General features: G+C 69.4%; 14 protein-coding genes. 6 read left to right on the forward strand and 8 right to left on the reverse strand.

Annotation, left to right across the window (positions count from 1 at the left end; translation table 11 throughout):
• Window positions 1-12 precede the first annotated feature (12 nt).
• The 3 genes from qcrA (at window position 13) to ABIC61_RS10205 (ending at window position 3,890) form a co-directional block, all read left to right on the forward strand.
• Entirely contained in the window at window positions 13-1,080 is a 1,068-nt protein-coding gene (gene qcrA, locus ABIC61_RS10195; RefSeq protein ID WP_144749856.1) for a cytochrome bc1 complex Rieske iron-sulfur subunit, read from the forward strand.
• Window positions 1,080-2,765, forward strand: coding sequence for a cytochrome bc1 complex cytochrome b subunit (gene qcrB / locus ABIC61_RS10200; RefSeq protein WP_144749858.1), 1,686 nt, complete (start codon window positions 1,080-1,082; stop codon window positions 2,763-2,765). The genes qcrA and qcrB overlap by 1 nt, the downstream gene beginning before the upstream one ends.
• A 165-nt stretch (window positions 2,766-2,930) precedes the next feature.
• Window positions 2,931-3,890 carry a phosphodiesterase gene (locus ABIC61_RS10205; RefSeq protein WP_354029808.1) on the forward strand — a complete coding sequence of 320 codons (960 nt, stop codon included), beginning with the start codon at window positions 2,931-2,933 and terminating at the stop codon, window positions 3,888-3,890.
• A gap of 295 nt (window positions 3,891-4,185) precedes the next feature.
• On the opposite strand, the gene ABIC61_RS10210 is transcribed toward ABIC61_RS10205, so the two are convergent.
• The 4 genes from ABIC61_RS10210 to ABIC61_RS10225 form a co-directional block, all read right to left on the reverse strand.
• Complete coding sequence (locus ABIC61_RS10210; protein ID WP_354029809.1) at window positions 4,186-5,751, reverse strand: stealth family protein; 1,566 nt, start codon at window positions 5,749-5,751, stop codon at window positions 4,186-4,188.
• 93 nt (window positions 5,752-5,844) lie between these two features.
• Complete coding sequence (locus ABIC61_RS10215) at window positions 5,845-6,285, reverse strand: DUF6804 family protein (RefSeq protein WP_354029810.1); 441 nt, start codon at window positions 6,283-6,285, stop codon at window positions 5,845-5,847.
• Window positions 6,285-6,869, reverse strand: a complete 585-nt coding sequence (locus ABIC61_RS10220) for a GDSL-type esterase/lipase family protein (RefSeq protein ID WP_354029811.1) — start codon at window positions 6,867-6,869, stop codon at window positions 6,285-6,287. Before ABIC61_RS10220 ends, ABIC61_RS10215 begins: the two co-directional genes overlap by 1 nt.
• Window positions 6,866-8,398, reverse strand: a complete 1,533-nt coding sequence (locus ABIC61_RS10225; RefSeq protein WP_354029812.1) for an SDR family oxidoreductase — start codon at window positions 8,396-8,398, stop codon at window positions 6,866-6,868. The genes ABIC61_RS10220 and ABIC61_RS10225 overlap by 4 nt, the downstream gene beginning before the upstream one ends.
• A gap of 42 nt (window positions 8,399-8,440) precedes the next feature.
• Here ABIC61_RS10225 and deoC point away from each other — a divergent pair, with 42 nt between their 5' ends.
• From deoC to ABIC61_RS10240, 3 genes are all read left to right on the forward strand, one after another.
• Window positions 8,441-9,187 (forward strand): deoxyribose-phosphate aldolase, encoded by a 747-nt coding sequence (gene deoC / locus ABIC61_RS10230; protein WP_354029813.1) that lies wholly within the window; start codon window positions 8,441-8,443, stop codon window positions 9,185-9,187.
• 122 nt (window positions 9,188-9,309) lie between these two features.
• Window positions 9,310-10,263, forward strand: coding sequence for an ROK family protein (locus tag ABIC61_RS10235; protein ID WP_354029814.1), 954 nt, complete (start codon window positions 9,310-9,312; stop codon window positions 10,261-10,263).
• A gap of 84 nt (window positions 10,264-10,347) precedes the next feature.
• Window positions 10,348-10,926, forward strand: a complete 579-nt coding sequence (locus tag ABIC61_RS10240) for a type IV toxin-antitoxin system AbiEi family antitoxin (RefSeq protein WP_354029815.1) — start codon at window positions 10,348-10,350, stop codon at window positions 10,924-10,926.
• Between the two features lie 3 nt (window positions 10,927-10,929).
• Here ABIC61_RS10240 and ABIC61_RS10245 read toward each other — a convergent pair whose 3' ends face one another.
• Genes ABIC61_RS10245 through secD form a run of 4 tightly spaced genes read right to left on the reverse strand, consistent with a single transcriptional unit; the run spans window position 10,930 to window position 16,480 of the window.
• Window positions 10,930-13,281, reverse strand: a complete 2,352-nt coding sequence (locus tag ABIC61_RS10245) for a RelA/SpoT family protein (protein ID WP_354029816.1) — start codon at window positions 13,279-13,281, stop codon at window positions 10,930-10,932.
• Between the two features lie 57 nt (window positions 13,282-13,338).
• Window positions 13,339-13,728, reverse strand: a complete 390-nt coding sequence (locus ABIC61_RS10250; protein ID WP_354029817.1) for a rhodanese-like domain-containing protein — start codon at window positions 13,726-13,728, stop codon at window positions 13,339-13,341.
• Window positions 13,728-14,729 carry a protein translocase subunit SecF gene (gene secF / locus ABIC61_RS10255; RefSeq protein WP_144749874.1) on the reverse strand — a complete coding sequence of 334 codons (1,002 nt, stop codon included), beginning with the start codon at window positions 14,727-14,729 and terminating at the stop codon, window positions 13,728-13,730. The genes ABIC61_RS10250 and secF overlap by 1 nt, the downstream gene beginning before the upstream one ends.
• A complete protein-coding gene (gene secD, locus ABIC61_RS10260; RefSeq protein WP_354029818.1) occupies window positions 14,729-16,480 on the reverse strand; it encodes a protein translocase subunit SecD in 1,752 nt (583 codons plus the stop codon). Before secD ends, secF begins: the two co-directional genes overlap by 1 nt.
• Between the last annotated feature and the right edge of the window lie 22 nt (window positions 16,481-16,502).

Below are 16,502 nucleotides of genomic sequence, written 5' to 3' on the forward strand. Positions count from 1 at the left end.
GAAGGGAACACCATGGCAGAGCACGACGACGAGGCACTGAACTCGTCCTCGGCTGTCGAGAAGCACGGCACGACCACGACGTCGGCCGGCACCGCGGTCCTGCCCGCGGAGCCGTTCGAGAACCCGGGCGAGCCGCCGCACCGCGCGCGCCGCACCGACGTCGACCCGAAGAAGCAGCGCCTGGCCGAGCGTCAGGTCGCCACGTTCTTCTACCTGTCGATCGTCGGCAGCGTCCTCGCGATCGCGGCGTACGTCGCCTTCCCGATCAGCTCCGACGACTTCGGCACGGTCCGCACCGCGAACCTCTTCCTCGGCCTCGCGATCGCCCTCGCGCTCCTGGCGCTCGGTCTCGGCGCCGTGTACTGGTCGAAGTCGCTCGTCGTCGACCGTGAGATCACGGAGCTCCGCCACCCCACCCGTGGCACGGACGCGACCCGTGAGAAGGCCGTGGAGGCCTTCCAGCTCGCCGACAAGGAGTCCGGCTTCAGCCGTCGCAAGCTGATCCGCAACTCGATGATCGGTGCACTGGCAGCGTTCCCGCTCCCCGGGATCGTCCTGGTGCGTGACCTCGCCCCGGCGGCCGACCCGAACGAGCTGCTCCGCCACACGTTCTGGAAGTCGGGCATGCGCCTGACGAAGGACCCGACCGGTCTCCCGATCAAGGCGTCCGACGTCACGATCGGCTCGGTCTTCCACGTCATCCCCGACGGGATGCTCGACTCGGAGCACATGCTGGAGGAGAAGGCCAAGGCCGCCGTCCTCCTCATGCGCCTCGACCCGAAGGACCTCAACCCCGCCAAGGGTCGCGAGAACTGGGGCTACGACGGCATCGTCGCGTACTCCAAGATCTGCACCCACGTCGGGTGCCCGGTCGCGCTCTACGAGCAGCAGACGCACCACCTGCTGTGCCCGTGCCACCAGTCGACCTTCGATGTCTCGAACAACTGCGACGTCATCTTCGGACCGGCCGCGCGCCCCCTCCCCCAACTTCCGATCGCGATCGACGACGACGGCTACCTGGTTGCGCAGAGCGACTTCCACGAGCCTGTCGGACCGTCCTTCTGGGAGCGTGAACGCTGATGAGCACCACCACCACGAACGCACCCGCGTCGGCCACCAAGCCGGCGCCGGAGCGCGGATCCCGCATCATCGGCGGGGTCGCCAACTACATCGACGAGCGAACCAGCATCTCGGGCCTCGTGAAGGAGGTCGGGCGCAAGATCTTCCCCGACCACTGGAGCTTCATGCTCGGCGAGGTGGCGCTGTACAGCTTCGTCGTCGTCCTGCTCTCGGGCACCTTCCTGACGTTCTTCTTCCAGGCGTCGATGGCCGAGGTCGTCTACAACGGCTCGTACGTCCCGCTCAAGGGCGTCGAGATGTCGACGGCGCTGCAGTCCACGCTGAACATCTCGTTCGACATCCGCGGCGGACTCTTCGTCCGGCAGATCCACCACTGGGCAGCCCTGCTGTTCGTGGCCTCGATCATGTTGCACATGGCCCGCGTGTTCTTCACCGGCGCCTTCCGCAAGCCGCGTGAGCTCAACTGGGTGTTCGGCTTCCTCCTCTGGGTCCTGGCCATGGCCGAGGGCTTCACGGGCTACTCGCTCCCCGACGACCTGCTCTCCGGCAACGGTCTGCGGATCATCGTCGGCATGATCGAGGGTGTGCCGGTCATCGGCGTCTGGATCGCCTACCTGCTGTTCGGCGGCGAGTTCCCGGGCACCGACATCGTCGGCCGTCTGTACACGCTGCACATCCTGCTGCTGCCGGCGATCCTCGTCGCGGTGCTCGGCGTCCACCTCGTGCTGGTCGTCATCAACAAGCACACGCAGTTCGCGGGCCCCGGCAAGACGAACGAGAACGTCGTCGGCGTCCCGATCCTCCCCGCGTTCGCCGCGAAGGCTGGTGGGTTCTTCTTCATCGTCGCGGGCATCCTCGCCCTCATCGCGTCGCTGTTCACGATCAACCCGATCTGGAACTACGGCCCGTACGACCCGTCCCCCGTGTCCGCCGGTACCCAGCCCGACTGGTACATCGGCTTCGCGGACGGCGCGCTCCGACTGGTGCCCCCGCACTGGGAGGTCGTGTGGTTCGGCTACACGGTGTCGTTCAACATCCTCGCGCCGATCGCGGTGCTGGTGCTGCTCATCCTGGCGATCCTGCTCTATCCCTTCATCGAGGGCTGGGTCACCGGCGACAAGCGTGAGCACCACATCCTCGACCGTCCGCGCAACGCCCCGACCCGCACGGCGTTCGGCGCCGCCGGCATCACGCTCTACGCGAGCCTCTGGGCCGCCGCGTCGTCGGACATCATCGCGACCCACTTCCTGGTGTCGATCGAACACGTGATCCACGTGATCCAGGCGACGACGGTACTCGGCCCGTTCATCGCCTTCTGGATCACGAAGCGCGTGTGCATCGCCCTGCAGAAGAAGGACCGCGAGATCGTGCTCCACGGGTACGAGTCCGGCCGTATCGTGCGACTCCCCCACGGTGAGTACATCGAGGTGCACGAGCAGCTCGACGAGTACGAGCGCTGGAAGCTCCTGCAGTTCAACGAGTACAAGCCGCTGATGATCCGCCCGAACGCCAAGGGCAAGATCTCCGGTGTGCAGAAGCTCCGCGCCGGTGTCTCCCGCTTCTTCTTCGAGGACCGCATCACGCCGGTCACGAAGGCCGAGCTCGAGGCTGCGCACGCCGCGCACCACGGTCCCGAACTGGAAGGTGAGCACCAGGCCCCGGCCCTCGGTGCGAACAACCACTAGTCGCCGACTCCGAAGCAACCCCCGTCACGATGTGGCGGGGGTTTCTTCATGGTTCGGGAACACGCCGTGCGCGGTTCACGTTCGGTTCACCGACACGTGCTGGACTCGTCCAGGACGGTGTGGCACTGTGTTGCACCACGCACCCGCCAACGGAATGAGACCCCGATGGACAGCCGGACGGCCGAACACCCCAGGCCGAACCACTTCCTCCTCCACCTCAGCGACACCCACCTCGTGGCGGGTGACGGCGACCTCTACGGGGACGTCGACTCGGCAGCGCGGCTCGGTGAGATCATCGCCGACATCGAGGCATCGGGCACCAAGCCCGAGGCGATCGTCGTCACCGGCGACGTGGCCGACAAGGGCGAACCGGGCGCCTACGCGCGCATCCGCGACATCGTGCAGCCCGCGGCCGACCGCATCGGCGCACAGGTGATCTGGGCGATGGGCAACCACGACGAGCGTGGCGCGTTCCGGCAGGAGCTCTTCGGCCTCCAGCCCACCGACCGACCCGTGGACTTCGTCTACGACGTGAACGGCCTCCGGGTGATCACCCTCGACACGAGCGTTCCCGGTGCGCACCACGGCGAGGTCTCCCCCGAACAGCTCGACTGGCTCGCCGAGGTCCTGTCCGAGGCCGCCCCGCACGGCACGATCCTCGCGATGCACCACCCGCCGGTGCCGAGCGTGCAGGACCTCGCCGTCCTCGTGGAGCTCCGCGACCAGGATGCCCTTGCCGAGGTCGTCGAGGGCAGCGACGTCATCGCGATCATCGCCGGTCATCTGCACTACTCGACGAGCGCCGTGTTCGCGGGCATCCCCGTGTCGGTGGCGAGTGCCACGTGCTACACGCAGGACCTCACCGAGTTCCAGGGCGGGACCCGTGGCCGCGACGGCGCTCAGGCGTTCAACCTGGTGCACGTCTACGGCCACAACGTCGTGCACTCGGTGGTGCCGATCGGGCACTACTCGACAGTGGGCCAGCCGGTCTCCGCCGTCGAGACCGAGGCTCGCCTGGCTGCCGCCGGTGTCTCCATCGCCCCCGCGGTCGAGCCGGCTCCGGTCACCTCGAGCATCCCGGTCTTCACGCTCGACTCCGTGCCGGTCTCCCCCGTCCACCGCTAGCGGTCAGGGGTCGCCGGCCGGTCGTTGCACGGGCATCAGTTGCTCGTGCATGGTGCGACATCGCGGTCGTCGTTCGACAGGTGTCTTGTCGCTCGTTGCACGCGCAATGGTTGCGGGTGCATGGTGCGACTTCGCGGACGTCGTTCGACAGGCGTCTTGTCGCTCGTTGCACGCGCACACCCGCAGGCGCACGCTCACGCCCGCGCGCACAAGCACACACCGGCGCCACACCGCACCAACTCATCACCAACCGGGCCGGCGGCGCGAGGCGGCCCGGCGCCGCGCCTCCAGGCCGTCAGACGGTCTCGCTGTCCGCGTCCCGCTCCCACGGGGCCGGGAACGGGAAGTACTTCTCGAGGAAGTCCGTCACACGCCGCGTGCGTTCCTCGTCGCTGACCTCGGGGAAGCTGCCGTCGTTGAGGCAGAAGAAGTCGACGTTCCGCTTCTTGAGCAGCTCCTCCAGCGCTCGGAGCCCGGACAGCATCGTCGTGTCGATGTACCGCACCGGCGCGTTCTCCTGCACGATCGCCCGGCCCGTGAGCAACGAGTAGTAGTGGTAGAGCGAGTTCGTCACCGAGATGTTCTCGGCAGCACGGAAGCGGGATGCGGCCGTCGCGCGGAACTCGTCCGCGAACTCGTGCTCGATCTCGGTCATGATCGAGGCGCGCAACGGCGTCGGCGCGTGCTCGAGGTGGCGGGTGGTCACGGCACCGAACCGCTGCTGCAGGAGCCGGCGGTTGACCCGGGCCGCGTTCTCGAAACCGCTGCGTGCCGGGTTGTTCGATCCCAGGCCGATGCGGGTGGTCGCGAGGATGAACTTCGTCACGGAGCCGGGGCTGAAGAACACCGAGGGGTCCACCGTGCGCCCGAAGAACATGTCGTCGTTCGAGTAGATGAAGTGTTCGCTGATGCCCGGGATGTGGTGCAGTTGCGACTCGACGGCCTGTGAGTTGTGCGTCGGCAGCACGGACGGGTCGGCGAAGAACTCCTCCGACCGGACGATCCGCACCTTGGGGTGCTCGGCGAGCCAGGCGGGGGCGGGTGAGTCGGTCGCGATGTAGATCTGCCGGATCCACGGGGCGAAGGTGTGCACCGAGCGCAGCGCGTACTTCAGCTCGTCGATCTGCCGGAAACGGGCTGGGGCGTCGTCGCCCTCGCCCAGGACGGCGCCGGACTGCGCTGCCTGTCGGGCGCGCTGGTACTCGACCGCGTTGCCGTCCACCCACGAGAAGACGATGTCGATCGGGAAGCGGATGTCCGAGACGTGGTCGTCGAACATGTGCTCGACGGTGCGCCAGGTGCGGCCGTAGCGCTCGATGTCCACGAGGACGAACTCGTCGACCGGCAGGCTGCGGCGCATCAGGGCGTTCTCGACGGGTGCGAGCACCTCGGTGTCGGTGACCCGCCAGAACTCGAGCTGCACGCTCGTCTCGGCGCCGTACCGCAGGCGTCCGAGGGGCTCGACGCGCGGCCGGAACACCCGCAGCACGGGTTCGTCGACCGAGGCGAGACCGTCGTCGATGACGAGCACGGCGGGCTTCCCCGGCGGCTTCGCGTACAGCGGCTCGTTCGCGGCGGCGGCCATCACGGCGCTCTCCGCGCGCTGACGGTCGCGTTCGTCCAGCGCGATGACGGGGCGCTGGTCGTTGCCCCGGATGAGCAGGTGGTCGACGTCACCGGCGGTGAGGGCGTCGTCGAGGAACAGGAGGTCCTCGATCATCGACTGCTGCGGCGTGAGGTGCCCGTTGACGAGCGTCAGACGGCCCTTGCGCACGACGACGTCGGGTCGGTCGAGACCGCCGGAGGACGGTCGAGGGTTCAGCAGAGGACTCTCGGTCACCGGCTCGGTCTCGCTGCTCATCCATGCCCTTCGGGTCGATCGGTCGGGCACTGCGCCCGACCTCTCGATCCTACCGTCCGCGCGGACGCTCGGTCCGCCCGTCGGTCGGCTCCGCTACGGCCTGGAGGCGCGGGTCGGCTCCGTCTCGCGCGGCACCTTGACGACGATGCCGACGACGACGAACAGTGCGGCGGCGACGATCTGCAGCGCTGCCCACACCTCGCCCGGGATCGGCACGACGGCGATCGGGTTCCAGCAGACGGCGACGGCCGCCATGACGGCTGCGGCCCACCAGGTCCGGCCGCGGACGGCGAACACCAGGACGATCAGGGCGAGCACGGCGACTCCCCACCGCGCGAACACGAACGCGGACGAGTCGATGACGGCGACGCACGCGAGCAGCAGCATCGCCGCGATGAGCGAGGGGGCGAGCGCGGGCCGGGTGAACGGCGGTGTCTCCTTCTTCCCGGAGACCTTCGGCGTGCTCGTCGCGGTCGAAGCGGGCACGCCCTGCAGCGACGAACCCGCGGCGGGCCGCCCCTTCCGCGCTGCCATCAGGCGGTGGCCCCGTCGAGGTCGATCGCCTGAATCGAGCGGGACATCGGCGGCAGGCCGCGCACCCGCTCGAGGGCCGGCACCAGTTCGGCGACGTAGGCGCGGTAGCCCTCGTCGGTGAGGTGCAGGCCGTCCTCGGTGAAGCGCTCGTCGAGGTGGTCGCCGTCCGCCAACGCGGGCCAGGCGTCGAGGTACTGCGCGTGGCACGTGGCGACGAACTGCCGGAGGTGCCGGTTCGCCTCCTCGATCTTCGCCGTGTAGTCGGCCTGCCGCGGGAGGATCGACACGAGCAGCAGCCGGACGCCCGGGAGCTCGCGGCGGAGCGTCACGAGGACGGACTCCACGCCCCGCACCACGTGTTCGACGCTCGCGCGGTGGTTGCCGAAGTCGTTCGTGCCGATGAGCAGGACGATCACCTCGGGCTGCTCCGCGATCACCGCGTCGAGTCGCGCGAGGACGCCGTCGGTGGTGTCCCCGCCGATGCCCTGGTTGATCGTCCGCTCGTCGGGGAGCCAGGCATCCCAGGACCCCTGCTCGGTGATGCTGTCGCCCAGGAACAGGACGCCGGTGTGTTCCGCGCTCATGCTGCCTCCTCGTGTGCCGGTTCCGGCTTCCCATTCTGCTGGGTCCAGTTCCGCCCCGTCGACTCGGTGTGCTCGGACTCGCGTTCCGCGGCGGCCGAGATGCGCTCCACCATGCCGGGGAAGATCACCCCGTGGAAGGGCAGGATCGAGTACCAGTACAGGCGCCCCGCGAGTCCCTGCGGGAAGTAGATCGCCCGCTGGTGGTAGTCGCTGCCGCCGTCGTCGGCCGGGGTGACGGTCATCTCGAGCCAGGCCCGGCCGGGCGACTTGAACTCGGCGCGGAGACGGAGGTACCGGCCCCGCTCGAGACGCTCGACGCGCCACCAGTCGAGCGCGTCGCCCTGCTCGAGCCGCTGCGGGTCCCGTCGGCCCCGGTTCAGGCCGACTCCCCCGGCGAGCTTGTCCATCCAGCCTCGGGCGACCCACGCAAGCGGGAAGGAGTACCAGCCGTTCTCGCCGCCGATGGACTCGACGACCCGCCAGACGTCCTCGGCGCTGGCGGACGAGTGCCGCTTGCGGTCGTCGACGTAGACGGTGTGGCCGGCCCAGTCGGGGTCGCTCGGCAGGGGGTCGGCCGAGGTGGCGGCGAGCGTGGCGTTGCGCCAGCTGGTCTGCACCTCGCCCGTCCGCATCCTCGTCAGGGCCAGACGCACAGCTCGGCGGTAGGACGTCAGTCCGCCCTCGGGCCGGGGCACCACGTCGTCGATGTCGTGCTCGCGCTGCACGCACTCGAACTGCAGCGACTCGATGATCGGTTTGGCGAGCTTGCGCGGGATCGGCGTGACCAGGTTGAACCAGTGCGCGGCGAGCCCCGGCGTCAGGACGGGGAGCACGGAGATCGCTCGCTGGGGCAGCTTCGCCTCGACTGCGTACCCGTTGAGCATCTGGCCGTAGCGGAGGACGTCCGGTCCGCCGATGTCGAACGTCCGGTTCGCGTCGGCCGGGATCGTGAGCGCCTCGACCAGGTAGTACAGGACGTCGCGGACCGCGATCGGCTGGATGTGGTTGCGGACCCAGCGTGGCGCGGGCATCCACGGCAGGACGTCGGTCACGTGCCGGATCATCTCGAACGAGGTGCTCCCGGAACCGATGACGACACCCGCCTGGTACGCGATGGTCGGGACTCCGGAGTGCAGCAGGACGTCGCCGACCTCCTTGCGGCTGCGGAGGTGCTTCGACAGCTCGCCGTCCGGGTGCAGCCCGCCGAGGTACACGAACCGTCGGACACCGGCCTGCGTCGCCTCGTGCGCCATGGTCTCGGCGGCCTGGCGCTCGGCCCGCTCGAAGTCACCGTCGGCACCCATCGCGTGCGCCAGGTAGTAGACCGCCTCGACGCCGTCGACCGCGGAACCGACGGCTTCGGCATCCTGCAGGTCGCCCTCGGCGACCTCGACGTCGTCGCGCCAGGGAACGTCCTGCAGCTTGCGGGGGTTGCGGACGAACACCCGGACGGTGTGGCCTGCTTCGAGGAGACGGGGGACGAGTCGGCCACCGATGTAGCCGGTGGCGCCGGTGACGAGGACGTGCATGCGGGGCACGGTACGCGGCTCGGCTCCGGGTAGGCTTGCCGGGTGGACAATGCAGCGTTCTCCGTCGACCAACCGCACGTCACCGCCGATGCAGTGCGTGCACTCATCGACCACGCGATCCTCAAGCCCGAGCTGACCCGATCGGCCGTCGACGCCCAGCTCGACGAGGCCGCCGCCTACCGCGTGTTCAGCGTGTGCGTCCGCCCGAGCGACGTCGCCCACGCGGTCGCCCGCCTCGCCGGCACCGGTGTCGGCGTCGGAACCGTCATCGGCTTCCCGCACGGCACCACGTCGACCGAGGCCAAGGTCGCCGAGTCGCTGCAGGCCCTGGCCGACGGGGCGTTCGAGCTCGACATGGTCCAGAACATCGGCGCCGCGAAGTCCGGCGACTGGGAGCGCGTCGAGGCCGACGTCCGCGCCGTGGTCGACGCCGCCGGCAGCACCGTCGTCAAGGTCATCCTCGAGACCGCGTTCCTCACCGACGACGAGATCGTCGCCGCGTCCCGTGCCGCGCAGTCCGCCGGCGCAGCCTTCGTGAAGACCTCCACCGGGTTCGCCGGCGGCGGTGCGACCGCGGAGCACATCGCCCTCATGCGGGCGACCGTCGGCACCGACACCGGCGTGAAGGCCTCCGGCGGCGTCCGTGGCCTCGACACGCTCCTCGAGATGGTCGGCGCCGGCGCGAACCGCATCGGCACGAGCGCCTCCGCCCGCATCCTCGACGAGGTCGCGCACCGCGCGGAGACGGGCGCGGCGTCCGCGCTCGGCGACGACACCACGTCCTACTGACCCACGGGGCCCGCGCCCCGGACCACCCGAACCGACCCATCACGACGGGGCCGGCGCCCACCGGACGCGACGCCGCGTCCGCGACCGGCACCGTGCCTCCAGACCGCCGCATCGGAGCGAGCATGTCCACCACCGCACCGCAGTCCGCCCCCCTCGCCCTCGCCGTCGACCTCGGCGGCACGAAGGTCGAAGCCGCCCTCGTGACCGACGCCGGCGTCGTCCTGCCCGCCACCCGGTTCCGCAGCCCCACCGGGCCCGGGCGCACCTCGGACGAACTGCAGGCGGCGGTCGACGAGGTCGTGACCGCGGCCCTCGCGGCACTACCCGCCGACGCGACCCTGGTCGGCGTGGGGATCGGCTCGGCCGGCCCCGTCGACGAGGAGCACGGCCTCGTGTCGCCGTTGAACATGCCGGTGTGGCGCGGCTACCCGCTCCGCGACCGGGTGGCGGCCCACGTGGCGGCGGGCGTGCCCGTGACCCTCCGGATGGACGGCCTGGCGATCACCCTCGCCGAGCACTGGGTCGGTGCGGCGCAGGGGTCCGACCACGTCATGGGCATGATCGTCTCGACGGGCGTCGGCGGCGGCCTGATCCTGCACGGCCGGACCGTCAGCGGGCCGACCGGCAACGCAGGACACATCGGCCACGTGGAGTGCGGCGGGTTCGACGACCCGTGCGCCTGCGGGGGCACCGGCTGCCTCGAAGCCATCGCCAGCGGCCCCAAGACCGTCGCCTGGGCGCAGCGTCAGGGCTTCGCCGGGTCCACCGGTGAGGAACTGTCGGCGGCCTACGCCGCCGGGGATTCCATCGCGGTCGCCGCGGTGCAGCGGAGCGGTCGCGCGCTCGGGCAGGCGATCGCCGCCGCCACCAGCCTGGTGGACCTCGAGGTCGTGGCGATCGGCGGCGGCTTCTCGCACGTCACGCCCGACCTGTTCGAGTACGCGCGCCAGGCGGTGGCGGAGCGCGTCGAGTTCGGCTTCGTCACGAAGGTGCGGATCGTGCCGACCGGACTCTCGCAGGACGGTCCGCTCATCGGTGCCGCCGCGCTCGTGCACCGCGCCGACGTCCTGCGCTGACGTGCTGCGCTGACGTGCTGGGCTGAATGCGGCGCTCTCCACAGGTGGTCGTCGGGGCAGTCAGGGCTCGGGCAGGATGTCCGGGTGCCCCGCTCTCGCCTCGTGACCAGCGACGACTGGCCGGAGGTCGAACTGCGGGCCGCGGTGCTCGCCGGCGAGCTCGTCCCGGTCGGGGCGTGCTGGGCCTCCCCCGTCGAGCCGCAGACCCCGTCGCTCCGAGCCGCCGCCGCGGCGTGGACGCTCCGGGACGCCCGTCTGATCGCCGGAACGCGGACCGCGGCGTGGATCTGGGGTGCGACCTCGCGGCCACCGACCCCGCTCGAGGCCGCCATCTCGCCGCAGGCTCGGGTGCACGTCGACGCTGGGGTGCTCCTGCGGGAAGTCGTCATCGACCCGGCGGACCTCGTCCGGCTGGACCCCCTCCGCGTGACCACACCGTCGCGGACCGCCATCGACCTGCTGCGGACGCCGAACACCGGTGAACGGACGTTCGGGACCGCCGAGGCGGAGGCGGTGCAGGGCCTGATCGCGATCGGCGCGGTCACCGTCGCCGAGGTCGAGGATCGCCTGTGCGGCCTCGGGACGATCCCGATGGTCCGGCAGGCGTCGCGACGGCTCCGCGCGCTGCTGGAGTCCGGCGCGGCAGCGGTCGATGGGCGCTGAGCGTCAGCCCGCGCTGACGCGGTAGACGTCGTAGACCGCGTCGATCCGGCGGACCGCGTTGAGGACTCGGTCGAGGTGGGTGGTGTCGCCCATCTCGAACACGAACCGGCTGAGCGCCAGCCGGTCGGACGAGGTCGAGACCGTCGCCGACAGGATGTTCACGTGGTACTCCGTCAGGACCCGCGTGACGTCGCTCAGGAGTCCAGATCGATCCAGCGCCTCGATCTGGATCTGGACGAGGAAGACCGACTTCGACGACGGTGCCCACTCGACCTCGATCATGCGGTCCGGCTCGTTCATCAGCGACTTCACGTTCGTGCACGACGCCTGGTGCACCGAGACGCCCTGACCACGGGTGATGAAGCCGACGATCTGGTCCCCCGGCACCGGCGTGCAGCACTTCGCGAGCTTGACGAGGATGTCCGGCGCACCACGCACCAGAACGCCGCTGTCGCTGTTGCGGAGCTGACGGCTGGTGACTTGGCGCGGGAACGTGAGCTCGGGCTCGTCCGACTCGGTCTCGGCCTGGACGTTCCCCAGGACCTTCTCGATCACGGACTGCGTCGAGACGTGGCCCTCGCCGACGGCCGCGTACAGGGCAGACACGTCGTCGTACCGCATCGACGAGGCGACCTCGGAGATGGAGTCCTGGCTCATGATGCGCTGCAGCGGCAGGTTCTGCTTCCGCATCGCCCGCGCGATCGCGTCGCGGCCCTGCTCGATCGCCTCTTCGCGGCGCTCCTTGGTGAACCACTGCTTGATCTTGTTCCGCGCCCGCGGGCTCCGGACGAAGGTCAGCCAGTCCTGGCTCGGGCCGGAGTCGGGGTTCTTCGAGGTGAAGATCTCGACGACGTCGCCGCTGGAGAGCGAGCTCTCGAGGGGCACCAGGCGACCGTTCACCTTCGCGCCCATCGTGCGGTGCCCGATCTCGGTGTGCACGGCGTAGGCGAAGTCGACCGGGGTCGCGCCGGAGGGCAGGCCGATGACCTTGCCCTGCGGGGTGAAGACGTACGTCTCCTTCGCGCCGATCTCGTAGCGCAGCGAGTCGAGGAACTCCCCCGGGTCGCTCGTCTCCGCCTGCCAGTCGGTGATGTGCGCGAGCCAGGCCATGTCCTGGTCGTCCGCCGACGACGTGTCGACGTCACGGCCGGCCGCGCGCTGCTTGTACTTCCAGTGCGCGGCGACACCGAACTCGGCACGCTGGTGCATCTCGTGGGTGCGGATCTGGATCTCGACCGCACGCCCCTGCGGACCGAGGACCGTCGTGTGGAGCGACTGGTAGAGGTTGAACTTCGGCGTCGCGATGTAGTCCTTGAAGCGCCCGGGCAGTGGCGTCCACCGTGCGTGCACCGAACCCAGCATCGCGTAGCAGTCGCGCACGGTCGGCACGAGCACACGGATGCCGACCAGGTCGTAGATCTCGTCGAACTCACGCCCGCGCACGATCATCTTCTGGTAGATCGAGTAGTACTGCTTCGGACGGCCCATCACGTCGCCGCGAACCTTGGCGGCCTTGAGGTCCTTCTTGAGCGTGCCGATCACGTTCTGGACGAACTGCTCGCGCTTCGGCTGACGCTCCTTGACCAGGCTGTCGATCTCGACGTAGAGCTTCGGGTGCAGCACCGCGAACGAGAGGTCCTCGAGCTCGAGCTTGATCATCTGGATGCCCAGACGGTGCGCGAGCGGCGCGTAGATCTCGAGGGTCTCCTTCGCCTTGCGCGTGGCGGAGGTGGACTCGACGAAGCCCCACGTCCGGGCGTTGTGCAGGCGGTCGGCGAGTTTGATCACCAGGACACGGATGTCCTTCGACATCGCGATGACCATCTTGCGGACGGTCTCGGCCTGGGCGCTGTCGCCGTACTTGACCTTGTCGAGCTTCGTGACGCCGTCGACGAGCATCGCGATCTCGTCACCGAAGTCGTGCCGCAGCTGGTCGAGCTGGTAGTCAGTGTCCTCCACGGTGTCGTGCAGGAGCGCCGCCGCGATCGTGATCGGGCCGATGCCGAGGTCGGCCAGGATCTGCGCGACCGCGACCGGGTGCGTGATGTACGGTTCGCCGGACTTGCGCTTCTGACCGTCGTGCGCACGCTCGGCCACCGAGTACGCCCGCTCGATGAGGGTGACGTCGGCCTTCGGGTGGTGCGAGCGCACCGTCCGGATGAGCGTGTCGACGGCGCCTGCCGGCTGGGCCCGCGAGAACAGTCGCGGGAGCAGGGACCGGAGCGAACCGAGGTTGCCGGTGGTGTTCGGGCCGACGGGGCTCGCCGGGCGGGACGCCGAACCAGGACGGCTGGCGACGTCGGCCGGAGTGGGAGCCGGGGCGTCCTGGGGCATGGATGCACGCGTGTCCGTCATGATGCGCCTCCCGTGGACATGGTCCGAAGTCGATCCGACAAGACTACGCGTGCCCGGTCAGTGCTCGTGACGCGGTTCGCCCTGGGCGTCAGCGCCGGCCTCGGTGGCGGTGCCGGCGTCCGACTGGCCGTCGCGCACCACGGGGGCGCCCGACTGCTCCCACGCGACCATCCCGCCGACCAGGTTCACCGCCGGGACACCGGACTGCTCGAGCGCCGCGACGACCCGGGCGGAACGCCCACCCGAGTGGCAGACGATGATCGCCGGCTCGTCGCCGCCGTCGATCTCCTTCCACCGCGCCACCAGCTCGGACATCGGCACGAGTGTCGCCTCGGGAGCGTGGACCTCGTCCCACTCCCCCTGCTCACGCACGTCGAAGAGGCGTGCACCGGCGTCGAGACGGCGACGTGCCTCGGCGACGTCGATGTCCTGGATCTCGGCGGGCATCAGACGCCCGCCGCCGCGTCGACCTCGCGCTGACGCTTCGCAGCGGCAGCCTGCTTCTTCGCGTCGGCCTGCTTCACCTTGGGCTCGTTCTCACGCAGGTGCGCGTACATCGGCGATGCGATGAAGATCGTCGAGTACGTGCCCACGATGATGCCGATGAACAGGGCGAGCGAGATGTCGCGGAGCGTCCCGGCCCCGAGGATGTACGACCCGATGAAGAGGATCGCCGCGACGGGCAGCAGCGCGACGACCGACGTGTTGATCGACCGGACGAGCGTCTGGTTCACCGCGAGGTTCACCGACTGCACGAACGTCCGGTGTGATTCCTGGCTGGTGTTCTCGCGCACCTTGTCGAACACCACGACGGTGTCGTACAGCGAGTACCCGAGGATCGTCAGGAAGCCGATGACCGCAGCGGGCGTGACCTCGAGTCCGACGATGCCGTAGACACCGGCCGTGATCAGGAGGTCGTGCAGCAGCGCCACCATGGCGGAGACGGACATCTTCCAGGTCCGGAAGTACAGCGCCATGAACACCGCGGCCAGCGCGAGGAAGATGACGAGGCCCCGGATGGCCTGCGCGAGGACGTCGGCACCCCAGGTCGCGCCGATGAAGGTCGCCGCGACCTGGCTGTCCGGGACGTCGTACGCCTTGGCGAGCGCGTCCTGGACCTCGGTGGTCTCGCGGTCCGTCAGCTGACCGGTCTGCACGCGGATGCCGTGCGTGCCGAGCTGCGAGACGCGCGGGACACCCTCGGGGACGATCTCCTCGACGGTCTTCGTGGCGATGCTCTGGTCCAGGTTCTGCACGTCGGAGAGCGAGAACTCCGACCCACCGGTGAACTCGATGCCGAGCTGGTAGCCGCCGCGGAGCCACGGCACCGCGAGGGAGATCACGATGGCGATGATCGCGACCAGGTACCACGTCTTGCGGCGACCGACGATGTCGTACGAGCGCTTGCCCGTGTAGAGGTCGCTACCGAACTGGCTGAAGCTGGCCATCAGTCGTCCTTCCCGTCCGGCGTCGTGCCGTTCTCGCCGGAGGCCTGCTGGGCCTTCCGCTCCGCGATGGTCTGTCGGCGCTGCGCCTCTCCGGCGCTGCGCTGACGCTTGCCGTCCACGACCGGCGCGCGGAACTGTGCCCGCCCGCGGTAGACGGCGCCCAGGGCCGACGGATCGAGCCCGCTGAACCGGTGGCCCTCGCCGAAGAACCGGCTGCGGGCGATGAGCTGCATCATCGGGTGCGTGAACAGCACCACGACGACGACGTCGATCAGGGTGGTGAGCAGCAACGTGAACGCGAAGCCCTTCACGTCGCTCACCGCGAGGATGTAGAGCACGATCGCCGCGAGGAAGTTGATCGAGTCGGACGCGAGGATCGTGCGGAGTGCACGCTTCCACCCGGACTCGACGGCGCTCTCGAGCGCACGGCCGTCGCGGAGTTCGTCCCTGATGCGTTCGAAGTACACGATGAACGAGTCCGCGGTGATGCCGATCGCCACGATCAACCCCGCGACACCGGCCAACGACAGGCGGTAGTCGACGCGCCACGACATGATCGCGATCACGAGGTACGTCAGGGCGAACGCGACACCGAGCGAGAGCACGGTGACGAACGCCAGCGCCCGGTACTGGATGACCGAGTAGATGATCACCAGGATGAGGCCGATCAGGCCGGCGACGAGACCGCCGACGAGCTGTGCCGTACCCAGCGTCGCCGAGATGTTCTCGTTCGACTGCACCTGGAAGTTGATCGGCAGCGCGCCGTACTTCAGCTGGTCGGCGAGGGTCTTCGCGGAGTCGGCCGTGAACGAGCCGGTGATCTGCGCCTTGCCGTTGGTGATCGCGGAGTTCGTCGTCGGCGCGGTGATGACCGAGCCGTCGAGGACGATCGCGAACTGGTTCTGCGGCTGCGTGAGCGAGACGAGACGGTTCGTCACCGTCCGGAAGTCCTTCGAGCCGGTGCCGTCGAACGTCAGGTTGACGGCCCACTGCCCGGTGGACGTGCCCTGCGAGTCCGTCGCCAGGCCCGAGGTCGCGTTGCTGATGTTCGAGCCGGAGACCTCGACCGGACCGAGGATGTACTTCGCAGCACCGTCCTGGTCGCAGGTGACGAGGGGCTCGTCGTCGGGCGCCGTGGTGACGTCGTCCGGGGCCGAGCAGTTGTAGTTCGTGTACAGGTCCTGCAGCTTGGGCGTCACCCAGTTGAGGTCACTGGCGTTCGTCGGCTTCGCACTGGGCGTCGCGGCGAGGGACGCCGGCGGCGAGTACGGGGTCGGGGACGCGGACGCCGAGCCCTTGTCGCCGACGGAGGTGTTCGTCGCGGCTTCGGTGTACAGGACCGGGCGGAACGTCAGCTTCGCCGCCGCCTCGATGCGGTCGATCGTCGCCTTGTCCGGCTTGCCCGGGATGGAGACGACGATGTTGTTCGTCCCCTGGGTGTTGATCTGCGACTCCGAGACACCGGTCGCGTTGATGCGCTGACGGATGATCTCGACGGCCTGGTCGAGCTGCTGCCGCGTCACCGAGCCGCCCTCGGTGTTCTGCGCCGCGAGGGTCAGCTGCGTGCCGCCCTGCAGGTCGAGTGCCAGTTCAGGGACCCAGCTGGCCCCTTCGAACCACTTGCCGCTGTCGTCCTTCGTGGTCCCGGCGAGGATCGATGCCGCGGTGTTCAACCCGGCGAGGACCGCCATCAGGATCACCAACCAGGTGAGCGAGCGGATCGCCTTCTTGACGGGTGTCGATCGTGCCACCGGTCGTCTCGTCTTTCTGTCA

The sequence above is a fragment of the Curtobacterium sp. 1544 genome (assembly GCF_040544915.1).
GTDB lineage: Bacteria > Actinomycetota > Actinomycetes > Actinomycetales > Microbacteriaceae > Curtobacterium > Curtobacterium pusillum_C.